Origin of the sequence: Silvibacterium sp., assembly GCF_047605705.1 — a bacterium.
Lineage (GTDB): Bacteria > Acidobacteriota > Terriglobia > Terriglobales > Acidobacteriaceae > Silvibacterium.
The window spans coordinates 26964-38039 of sequence record NZ_JASGFD010000048.1 but is presented as its reverse complement, the minus strand read 5'-3'; the positions used below and the strand labels follow the sequence as shown (position 1 = coordinate 38039).

The window sequence follows — 11076 nt, the reverse complement described above, 5'->3', positions numbered from 1 at the left end:
GCGGGTGCCGAAGGCGGAATCGCCCTGCGCGCAGCAGCGCGACCAGCGGGAGCGGAGGCCGAAGGCGGATCGCCCTGCGCGGAGCAGCTATCGTCCGAACATCTTCGCGAAGAAGTGGCCTACGGAGTGGAAGAACCCTCCCTGCGGCTTCGGCGGTGGCGGGGCGGTTGCGGTCGCTGTCTCGGCAGGCGGCGGACCGGCTGCTCCGGGGGCGGAGGGGTTCGGTGTGGCGGAGGAATCGTAGCCGATGGGGGCCTGCACCATGGCATGCGCCGTGCCGGCCGGTACGACCGGCTGCGTCGGAGGCGCCGGCGGCGGGGTGAGGCCTTCGCTTACCGCCAGCGGAAACTCCGTGTCGGCAGGCGTGGAGGATGGTCCTCCCACCTTCTGCCCTGGCTGGGCAGGGTTCGAGCCGGTGGTGCCCGCATCGGCCACGGAGACCGCGAGCGCGGGGCAGCCGCAGGGTTCGGGCTCGTTATCGACCACCTGCTGCAGGCTGCCATGCTCGAACATCACACGCTGGTTGGGCTGCACGCGGTAGACGCCGCCCTCAAACTGGCTGGTCACCGTAACGTAGGGCGGGTTGGGCCCGTGATTGTCGATGCAGGTATCGCCCTGACGGTTCATCCGGATCTTCAGGTCGGCGTGGCCGGGGCCGGAGACGAGAATGCGCAGGTCCGGCGTCAGGATCACGTCGGAATACTTGCCGGTGGCGTAGTCGGTCTCGAGCGCCCCGCGGTCCAGGGCGATCATCAGCGCCGAATCCTGCGCGGGGTCCTGCGTGATGGAGCTGTCGTGGGAGAGATGGACCTGCGTGGTGGCGCAGACGGCCAGCTCGCCGCCACGGGCCAGCGAGATGTGCGCGGTGTGGTCGCCCGCGGTGATGCTGCCGTTGTTCGCAATGCTGGCGCGGCCGTTGGCCACCGAGAGCGATCCCGAGAGGGAAATGCCCTCGACCGGCACCGTGGCGATGGGTTGCTGCTGGGCGGCAGCCGGAAGGCCGAAAGCCAGAGCGGAGAGAACGGCGAGGGAGGTATGAGACCGCGGCATCAGGACCAGATTAGCTGGTTGAGGCCGCGGTCTGCATCTTCGGCTGAAAGCGTTTCTCCGGCAGACCTACTGAACCGGCCGGGCCTTGCCGTCGTGGAGAGCCTGGTCGAAGAAGGACTGCATCTGCTGCACCGACTGCTTGCGGGCCTCCTCGCGGGCCTGGCGCGTCGCTTCCCGCGCCTGCTCGAGGGAGCGCTCCATGGTGGCGCGGTTGTCGGCGATCTGCTTCCGAACCTGGTCGTCCACCTGGATGCGAATCTGGCGCGAGAGGGTGCCGTCGGCCTCGAGCTTGGTGAGCGTGCGAACAGCTTCCTCCACCTCTCGCCGGATTTCGGCGCTTTGTTCCGGAGTCAGCACGCCATCCTTGCCTGCAGGGAACTCGGCCTGGATCTTTGCCAGGTTCTTCTGCGCTTCGGCAATCTCTTTCTGAATCTCTTCCTGCGAGATCTGCGGGCCGCGCACGTAGATATTCGCCGCCTTGAGTTTGACAAGCTGCGCATTCAAATCAGGGGCGAAGATTTTGTAGGAGTCCCTGTCGTAGCCATAGTTGTACGCAAGGCCGCTGAGGCTGGTCTTCCACAGGCGAAGGCCTGCGTCGATGGTGGCGGGGTCGGTGATCACGTAGGACTTGCCGTCACGCTCGAACCACATCATGTCGCCCTGGGTCTGTGCGCGGGCCTTTTCGAATGCAGAGCCTTCCGCACCCTCGCCGTGCACTTTGCCGTCCCCCTGAACGATGGCAAAGGAGTTGTTCGGCCCATTGAGCATGAGCACGCTCGCAGAGCGGTGGCCATTGTGGTTGTGGTCATGCTCTTCGTCGTCGATGTCCGAGTCGACCGAGTAGGTGTGGCTTTCGCTGTTGCTAACGGACTGCGAGCCGGATGGGGAGCTGCTGCTTCCGGTCGAGGACGAGCTGCCCACTCCGGTCGAGGTGGAAGAACTCGTCGAACTGGAAGACTGTCCGGAGAGCGCAAGCGCCAGGTTCGTGACCGGGGAGGGCTGGACACTGAGCGCAACCACGCTGTTCAGCTTCTCCGAGAGACCGGTGACGGCGTTGGAGAGCGTGGTGACATGGACTGTCGGCGCTGCAACTGGCCGCGCTGCCGGTGTGGCGGTCACGGCAGGTCGTGGCGCAGCCGCTGGTGCGGGCTGAGCGGTGACGGAGGTTGCCGCAGCCGCCTGCGCCGCGGGCTGCGCGGTCGCGGAGACGGCTGCCGCTGGTTCCGGCTCTGCCGGTAGAAGGGGTGAGGACGCTGGTTCCGGCGCAACGGCGATGGCCGGCTGCGGGACGGTCGTGATCTGCTGCGGAATTTCAGCGGCATGCACACGGCGGCCGGAGACAGCGACCAGCAGGGCGCAGGGCACGAGCAAAGCGGCGGCCAGCCCGGAGATGCGCCCTCCGGTGAAGGATGCAGCAAAGGTGACCGGGTTCAGGATGCGCTCGATGCGGCTCTGGACCGAGCTGGGACGGGCCATGCCGACTCCGGCTGCGGCGCGGGCAAAGCCGCGGCGAGGCATGGAGGCCAGCTCGAGCAGGAGTTCGGCGTAATCGGTCGTCGTAGCGGCTTCCACCTCGTCGAGCGCGGCGCGGTCGCTCGCCGCTTCCCCCAGTTCGGCAAGCTGGCGCTTGAGGAACCAGCCGAGCGGACTGATCCAGGTGAGCGCTGCATACAGCGAGGCTGCGAGCTGGAGATAGAAGTCGCCCTGGCGAACGTGCGCCCGCTCGTGGGCGAGAACCATGTGCAGGCGGCTGCGATTCCAGGTGAGGCTGCTCGCGGGCAGCACGATGCCGGAGCCGACGGTAACCGGGCTCTCGATGCTGCTGCTGATGCGAAGTGCGGCGTGGGGATAGACGAGAGCGGAGGCGCGCTCGGCCTTTCTCCAGAGGCGCGCGGCCAGGGCGAGGCCGACCAGCACGCGCAGCAGGAGCACGGCGCTCACCGCGAGATACGCAGGCAGGATGTAGCGGGCCAGCGGCGCAAGGTGCCAGCGCGTCGCCGGGTGCGCAGCCGGGCGAGCCGGCTCGACGGTCAGCATCACATCAGGCACTTCGTCCGCAGTGGCCGAGTTCGCATTCGCAGCATCTGTGGCCGCGTACACGCCGCCGGGGATGCTGCTCTCGGGCTGTGCGGAGGAAATAGCGCTCTCTGCTTCCGCGCGAGTCTCCGGCTGTGCTCCCGCTGTTGCCTGGGGAGCAGCGCTGGCCGCTTCCACAACAGAACGCAGCGCATGGAAGCGGTGTGCGAACTGCTCATAGCGAGCGCCGAGCGCCGATGCGGCGCGGCTCACCGGGGCAAGGCGGATCGAAGGAAGGACGCCGGGATGCGCGGACTCGAGCAGGAGCAGGCCGGGCATGGCGCAGCTGAGCGCGAGCACCAGCGTCCAGGCGAGCTTCTGCGCGGGCAGGTTGTTCAAGCGGAAGAGACGGATGGCGCCCCAGACAACGGCCGCCATGGCCAGCGAGCGAACAACGGATTCGACTGCAATGGACTCAACTGCGACTGCGACGGCGTGCGATTCCAGAGGAGAAATCATCACCGTGTCTCCTTTTTCGAAGCTGCAATGCGGTCTGCGAGGCGCTGGAGCTGCTTGCGGTCGAGCACCTTGGAGTCGACCATGCCGACGAGCAGATCTTCGACCGACCCCTCGCAGAACCAGTCGAGAATGCGTTTGACGGCGCGGCCGGCGACGACGCGGCGGGCTTCGGCAGGGCGATAGACGAAGGTCCGCTGATCGACGGTGTGCGTGAGATAGCCCTTCTCTTCGAGACGGCGAAGGACGGTGCGAATGGTCGAGTCCTTGAGGGGACGGTCGTTGGCCTCCATCGAAGCGCGGACGTCCTCGGCCGTGACCTCGGCCCTCCGCCAGACGATGTGCAGGATGGAGCGTTCGAGCTCTCCGAGCTCAGCCGGATCATGGAGTTCTTCGCGATGCTCTGTAACGTTACCCGTCATAGTGTTACCCAATGTAACACATAAGACGGATTGCAGCGCAAGAGGGAAGCGGTACAGCGGAAAGATTTTTCAGGCCTAAGAAAAGCAGGTGCCCCGCGTCTCGCTTCTGAGACGTGGGATGAAGAGAACCCGAACGGCGGCCCACACAGGCCCGATGTTGTCTTGCGTGGGGAACATACAGAATCACGAAGCGCGCACAAGCCCACTCCCAGCAATATCATTCCGACCGAAGCGGAGCCGCAGCCAAATGAGGACGGCGGAACGCAGGGCTACGAAAACTTCTCCATGTATCTTGAATGGAAAATGCAGTTCTGTCGGAGGGAGTTGCGATGCGACGAAGACTTCCCGCAAAGCACGGGACTCAGTCGGTAGTACATCTCCAGCGATGCAGCCGTAGCGCAGCGAAAAGGCCATTGAGTATCGCGATCACAGCGTCGTTGGCGATGATCGTGACTGTGCCGTCTCCGTTGCAAGCGCAGAGGACGGACGCTGCGAAGAGCCCGCCGGCCTTCGAGGTCGCAACTGTCAAACAGGTCGACCAGCACAAGATCACATCAATCGATCTGACGGTCTATCCCGGAGGGCACCTCGTTATCCACGCGCACCGCCTCGCCATGCTCATCGCCGAGGCATTCAACATACCTGAATGGGAGATCATCGGCGGAGACGAATCGGTGCTCCAGAGCTGGTACGACATCGAAGGCAAGCCGTCCCCGGAGATGCAGGCCGCCATACCCGGCAGCGAAGCTTCATGGACGAGCATTCAGGACGCGCAGGTCCGTGCCATGTTGCAATCGCTGCTCATCGAACGCTTTCAGCTGAAGTTTCACATGGAGAGCCGGCCGGGAACCGTGTACGAGCTGACGCGCAGTGGCGGCCCACTGCGGCTCAGCTTGGCAGAGAAAGAGACGGTTGCATCGGGACCTCTCGAAGCCACAGGTGTGGAGACGGTCATTGCTGGCCAATCGCTGGCGATTCATCGCACCTCGATGCTCCAGCTGGCGCAGAAAATCGCCAATGTCCGGCGAACGCCGGTGATCGACCGGACGGGCCTGCCCGGCTTTTACGACTTCACATCGAAGACCGCTCCCACCAACGAAGATTTCGACAACGGGAGCCAGAGAAACATGCTCGGCAACGCTCTGTCGGAGATGGGGCTGAAGCTGGTGAAGGCAGATGGCAGTGTCGAGAAGTTGGTGATCGACAGCGTTCAGCTGCCGGAAGGGAATTAGGGCTTCTTTCATCGCAGGGTGCCCCACGTCTCGCTTCTGAGACGTGGGATGAAGAGAACCCAAACGGCGGCCCACGCAAGCCCGATGTTGTCTTGCGTGGGGAACATACAGAATCACGAAGCGCGCACAAGCCCACTCCCAGCAATATCATTCCGACCGAAGCGGAGCCGCAGGTGAAGCGAAATGGAGGAACCTGCTGTTCCTCGTTGAGGAGTTGCAGCCAAATGAGTTTCTGGGTCGAATCAATTGGGCGTCGGTTTTTCTACCTCATCGATGACAACGACGCGAAGCGGTTCACTCTTTGATTTCAGTTGGAAGCCGATCACCTGAACGGCCTTGAAAAATGCACTGCCGAGTGCGCCTTCATCGGCGGTGGGATCGTTCATCACTTCGGAGGGAAGCGTCAAAGTGATGTTGAACTGGCCTGCCATATCGGTTTCGTCCACGATCTGACGATTCTTGATGAAACGCATGAGTATGTCGTCGAACTCAGGGATTGTCATGAAGACGAGTTGCCACGTCGTAGTCCCGTCCTGGTTATCTCTGACCACAATCTTCGTCTCGCCATGATCGTTCGCGGCGATGGGCATCACCTTGACGTTTGGATCCGCAGCGGTGAGCGCGTAGATCGGAAATGTAGGGTATGTGTCGTGCACGACGAGATGAAAGCGGTCCGCCAGCAGCTTTCTCATCATGAGCCGATGCTGATCGGCGTCTGGCAATCCGTCGATATCGGGCTGTCCAACGACGTCGAACCGAACTTCCTTGGCCCAGGACGGGCCGCCCTGAACCTGTCGAGGACTCAGATGGTATGCGAATCGGACGAGGTCGATCACACTTGAGTTCTTGGCCTCGAAGGTGCGGAACCGGGTTTCATCGGTCGCTTGCGCGTTATCGCTATCTGGTCTGCTGAGCTTGATAGTTGCAACTTCAAAGGACGGATCGGCGTTCGCGGGCATGTATGTGAGCCGCGATGCGCCTGCATACTTCCACGTGTCGTCCGGCGACGCGAGCATGAAGCTCAATGGATACTTCTGTGTCCCTCGTGTCCAGAGCCCTGTGATGGACTTACTGTCCTCACTGAGCTTTCCGAGATAGCTGATGTCGCCGACAGTGAATGTAACAGTGGGCGATGCGAAGGAGAGAGAAAGCAAAGGAGCGGCCACGTCATCATGGTCGATGAACTTGAGCGTTCCTCCCAAAGGCCCATTGCCTGACTGGGTGACCTGTAGGACGATGCGCGGGTCCTGTTGTACAGGCAGTTTCCCTTGCCAGGTGCCGACAATGGTCTGAGCGATGAGAGGCGAGCCAGAGAGCAACATCGCACAACACAGCAGAGCGAACGCTCTAAACCTGCCCCTCAAGCGAGTGCCTCGCGCAACTATCCTCATATTACGTACAGACTCGGCATGTGGCCGTGCGCTCTGGAAATGTTGCGATGAGCGTCGAATTCACCGAAAAGCACACACCGATGTGCCCTCGCTACAGAGCATTCATTTCTCCCGCCAAATAAAAACGGCGCCCCTCGATCGAGGAGCGCCGTCGTTGTTTCCTACGAGACTTACTTCGAGTAACTAAAGCTGGCCTTGAGCGGAGTGTGATTCGACGACGGACCCGCAAGCACGGTGTACTCGCCGGGGACCAACTCGAAATCGCTCTTCTCCGTGTTGAAGACGGACAATAGTTTGGGATCGACCTTCAGTGTGATCGTCTTTTCCTCGCCCGGCGTGAGCGGCACGCGGTCGAAGGCGATGAGCCGTTTGTAGTCTTCGCCCGCGGCCTTCGGCAGCTTCGCGTAGACCTCGGCAATCTCGACGCCGGCGCGCTCGCCGGTGTTCTTCACGGTCAACGTCACCTCGCTGCCATCCGGGCTCACCTTCAGGTCGGAGTAGCTATACGTGGTGTAGCTGAGGCCGTAGCCGAACCAGAAGAGCGGCTCGATGTGCTGCGACTCGAACCACTTGTAGCCGACCTTCGCGCCCTCGGTGTAGTTCACATCGAAGAAGGGTAGGCGCGGATCGTTGTGGCGCATGCGATGGCCGCCGAGGTTGGTCTCGACGATATTCGTCTGCTCCTTGAGATCGATGCCGGCGATCTCGGGATGAGGCAGGTCGGCATCGCGCTTCGCAAACGACGCGGGCAGCTTGGCGCTCGGGTTTACCGTGCCGAAGAGCAGGTTGGCGATCGCCTCACCGCCGCCGATGCCGGGGAACCACGCCTCGAAGATGCCGTCTACCTGGTCGGCCCAGGGCATGGCGATCGGTCCGCCGGTCTCAGCGATGACAATGGTGTACGGGTTTGCCGCAGCCACGGCGGAGACGAGCGCATCCTGGTTGTCCGGCAAGTTGAGGGTCTTCGCATCGTGGCCCTCATACATGGGCTGGTTCACGAAGACGATGGCCACGTCCGAGGACTTCGCGAGAGCCGCCGCCGCAGCGGTGTCATCGCCGGAGTTGTACTCCACCTTCGCGCCGGTGTCGTGCTCGCGGATATACCGCAGCGGCGACGACGGGAACCATACCGTCTCGCCCCAGTTGGCGCCGCCGGTGTGCGGATCGGTCACGTTGCCGCCGGGCGCATCCACCTGCGCCGAGCCGCCGCCCGAGAGAATGCCCTTATCGGCATGCGAGCCGATGATCGCGATGGAGTGTACGCGAGCAGGATCGAGCGGCAGGATGCCGCCCTTGTTCTTCAGCAGCACGATGCTCTCTTCGGCAATGTGCTGTGCGTCGTCACGGCCCTGGAAAGGATCGACGACCGAGCGCGGCATCACCGGGTAATCGACCACGCCTGCGGCGAACATGCTGCGCAGGATGCGGTGATCCATGTCATCGAGGCGCGACAGAGGCACCTGCTTGTCTTCGACCGCCTTCTTCAGCGCTTCGCCGAAGTAGATGTCTTCGGGTTCCTCCTGATCGAGTCCGGCCAGCGCGGCCTTCACCGTGCTGTGCGTCGCGCTCCAGTCGGAGAGGACAAAGCCCTTGAAGCCGAAATCCTTCTTGAGCACCTGGTTCAGTAGGTAGTCGTTCTCGCAGTCATACGTGCCTTCGAAGCGGTTGTAGCCGCACATCACGCCCGAGGGCTTCGCGATATCGATGGCGATCTGGAAGGCGAGCAGGTCGCTCTCTCGCGCGGCCTTGTGATCGATGTTCGCGCTGACGGCGGTGCGGCCCGTCTCCTGATCGTTGAAGGCATAGTGCTTGATGTCCCCCATGATGTGCTCGGCCTGCAGGCCCTTCATCAGGTTGCCGGTCATGGTGCCGGCCAGCAGCGGATCTTCCCCCGCGTACTCGAAGTTGCGGCCGTTGCGCGGCTCGCGCATCAGGTCGACACCGCCGCCGATGGACATGTTCGAGCCCCACGCGCGGAGCTCGCGGCCGATCACGTCGCCATAAAGCTGCGCGCCCTGCGGATCCCAGCTCGAGGCCGCGCCCAGCGTCGAAGGCAGCAGCGTGGCATAGCGAGCCTGGTAGGCGGCCATGCGCGCGCCCACGGCCGAGTCGGCCTCATTCACGCCGGGGATGCCGAGCCGCTCGATGCCTGCCACGTAGCCCGCTGCGAAGTTCGAGCCCGGAGCCACCGGGTCGCCGGGACGCAGCACGCCCCAGCCCTGGCCGTGGACCAGCAGGATCTTCTCGTCGAGGGTCATCTGCTTCAGAACCAGGTCGGCGCGCTCATCGGGCGAAAGCGAGGTGTCGTCCCACGGATGATGCGCCTTGGCAGGGCCTTCCGTTTTCTGGAGCTGCGCGGCGCCCGCCGCAACCTGGGCCTGCGAGACGGCAGAGAAGGGACCGGCGCTTAGTCCGGATAACAGAACGGCCACCGACATAGGCGCGGATAAGGGCCGGAAGGGCTTGAACTCTTTCATGACTCTCCTAAAACGTGGAACGAAGCATGGCCAGGATTGAACGACTTGGTTTGAGGTCTGTCCCGGACTTTGCGGCTCATCGTACCGGCGCGAAAAGGGGATCGTCAAGAGACAAACGTTTTACTACAGGAGATGAGGCGTCCAAGGCGGGAAAACAGGGCAGCAGAGCCCTGCTTGCTACGATTATCCCACTTCGCGCGTTACGGGACTGGCCGTCCAGGCCTTTCGCCTTCGGCATGCGCTCCCGCTGGCCGCGTCCCTCCCACCCCTGTCATTGCGACCGGAGCGCGCCGGGTGCCCCACGTCTCGATTCTGAGACGTGGGAGAGCAGGCCATCAGGCAGTTATAAAACGGCCAGTAAAAGTACTGTCATTCCGACCGGAGCGGTCGAAGGCCGCGCAGTGGAGGAAAACCTGCGGCTCTCTCCACAAGCGAGGATGAGGGTGCCCCGTCCAGGCTCCGCCTGGGCGGGAAGGAAAGGATACTCCGCGCGCTCACACCGGGTCGTACTGGTACTCCGCGTCGTCCTGCTCGGTGCGAGGAAGCGTGCCGGCATAGGCCGGGGCGGTCAGGACCTGTTCGCCGGTGAGCGTCACCTGGTCTCGTTCGAGGGCTGGCCGCTGCGTAACCTGCAAAGGCTGAATGGCGGGCGAGGCAGTGGAGCGCAAGGTGCGGTCGGGCTCGGGTTGCGCCGTCGTCGCGCGTCCACTCTGGGTCCGTTCGGGTGCGGTGACTTCCGTGGTGGTCCGGTAGTTCGTCGAAACATCGATGACTGGGGTGATGGAAACAGGGTTAATCATGACAGATGTACCTCACCCCATTCATCGGACGGGCGGCGTCACGCGAGAGTATCTCGGCAGAACAGGACACCGCCTTCAACTTTTTCGTCAGCGATGTAACCCGAAGGTTACTTGACGGTTTCAGGACGGAACATCTTCTCCGCCGCTTTCGTGATGAAACGCCGAGGCACGAAGCGCTGTGCGAAGACCTGGATGCGTCCTCCTGAGTAGGGGATCACCCACGTCTTGCCCTGCGCCAGCCCTTCGAGGCCGAGCCGCGCGACTTCCGCTGCTGACTGGTACTTGCGCTTCTCCTCTTTGCGCGATCCGGCGACCTGTCCGAACTCCGACTCAGTCGGTCCCGGGCACAGCGCGCTCACCCGGATGCCGAAGCGTCCGACTTCTTCGGCTAGAGCCTCGGCGAAATAGCGATCAAAAACTTTGGTGGCCGCATAGGTCGCCATGTAGGCAACGGGCTGATAGGCCGCGGTCGAGGCGAGGATGAGGATGTCGCCGTTTCTGCGCGCGATCATGCGCGGCAGAAAGCGGTGCGTGAGATCGACCACGGCGGCGCAGTTCACATCGACCATGGTGCGCTGGAAGTCGCGGTCCGAGCGCTGGAATTCGCCGAGATAGCCAAAGCCCGCATTGTTCACCAGGATGTCGATCGGTGTGCCCAGTCCCTCGGTCGCCTCATACAGCAGGCTGGGAGCCTTCGGATCGGCAAGGTCGGCGGGGATCACGCGCGTCTGGATGCCGTACTGCGCCTGCAGCCGCTGCGCCAGCGCTTCGAGGCGGTCGGCGCGCCGAGCCGTAAGCGCGAGGTTCGCGCCCGCGGCAGCAAGCTCTTCTGCAAGCGCCACGCCGATCCCCGCGCTCGCGCCGGTGATCAGCGCCCACTTGCCCTTGTATGCCCTGGTAAGAATCGGTGAAGCCGCCATCGTGGGTCTCTCCTGAAAAGTGTGTGCCGCTCGGATATGTGTCGCAGGAATAGCTGTATCTGAATAGAAAAAGCCTGTCATCCCGACCGGAGCGAGACGGTTCCATCGTCTCGCGCAGTGGAGGGACCTGCGGTTTCTTGCGATAGTCGAGGATATGGGTGCCCCGTCCAAGCTCCGCTTGGGCGGGAGGCATGAACCTCTTGTGGAGTGAATTTTCTCGCTCCTGCAAGAAGCCCGCGAGCCCCACATCTC

At 63.1% G+C, this 11076-nt stretch carries 8 protein-coding genes; 1 reads left to right on the top strand and 7 read right to left on the bottom strand.

What is annotated here, in order from left to right:
* Positions 1-87: 87 nt before the first annotated feature.
* From QM649_RS15880 to QM649_RS15870, 3 genes are all read right to left on the bottom strand, one after another.
* Positions 88-1050 carry a hypothetical protein gene (locus QM649_RS15880; RefSeq protein WP_415200040.1) on the bottom strand — a complete coding sequence of 321 codons (963 nt, stop codon included), beginning with the start codon at positions 1048-1050 and terminating at the stop codon, positions 88-90.
* 66 nt (positions 1051-1116) lie between these two features.
* The gene (locus QM649_RS15875) at positions 1117-3585 is read right to left on the bottom strand and encodes a M56 family metallopeptidase (protein ID WP_415200039.1); all 2469 of its coding nucleotides are present in this window, start codon (positions 3583-3585) and stop codon (positions 1117-1119) included.
* The gene (locus tag QM649_RS15870; RefSeq protein ID WP_415200038.1) at positions 3585-4004 is read right to left on the bottom strand and encodes a BlaI/MecI/CopY family transcriptional regulator; all 420 of its coding nucleotides are present in this window, start codon (positions 4002-4004) and stop codon (positions 3585-3587) included. Before QM649_RS15870 ends, QM649_RS15875 begins: the two co-directional genes overlap by 1 nt.
* Positions 4005-4417: 413 nt before the next feature.
* Here QM649_RS15870 and QM649_RS15865 point away from each other — a divergent pair, with 413 nt between their 5' ends.
* Entirely contained in the window at positions 4418-5236 is an 819-nt protein-coding gene (locus QM649_RS15865; protein ID WP_415200037.1) for a TIGR03435 family protein, read from the top strand.
* A 242-nt stretch (positions 5237-5478) separates the two neighbouring features.
* Here the strand turns inward: QM649_RS15865 and QM649_RS15860 are convergent, their stop codons facing one another.
* From QM649_RS15860 to QM649_RS15845, 4 genes are all read right to left on the bottom strand, one after another.
* Positions 5479-6558: a TIGR03435 family protein gene (locus QM649_RS15860; protein ID WP_415200036.1), complete on the bottom strand. Its 1080-nt coding sequence runs from the start codon at positions 6556-6558 to the stop codon at positions 5479-5481.
* 239 nt (positions 6559-6797) lie between these two features.
* Positions 6798-9104, bottom strand: a complete 2307-nt coding sequence (locus QM649_RS15855) for a beta-glucosidase family protein (RefSeq protein ID WP_415200035.1) — start codon at positions 9102-9104, stop codon at positions 6798-6800.
* 494 nt (positions 9105-9598) lie between these two features.
* Complete coding sequence (locus QM649_RS15850) at positions 9599-9904, bottom strand: hypothetical protein (protein ID WP_415200034.1); 306 nt, start codon at positions 9902-9904, stop codon at positions 9599-9601.
* Between the two features lie 107 nt (positions 9905-10011).
* Positions 10012-10824: an SDR family NAD(P)-dependent oxidoreductase gene (locus QM649_RS15845; RefSeq protein WP_415200033.1), complete on the bottom strand. Its 813-nt coding sequence runs from the start codon at positions 10822-10824 to the stop codon at positions 10012-10014.
* Between the last annotated feature and the right edge of the window lie 252 nt (positions 10825-11076).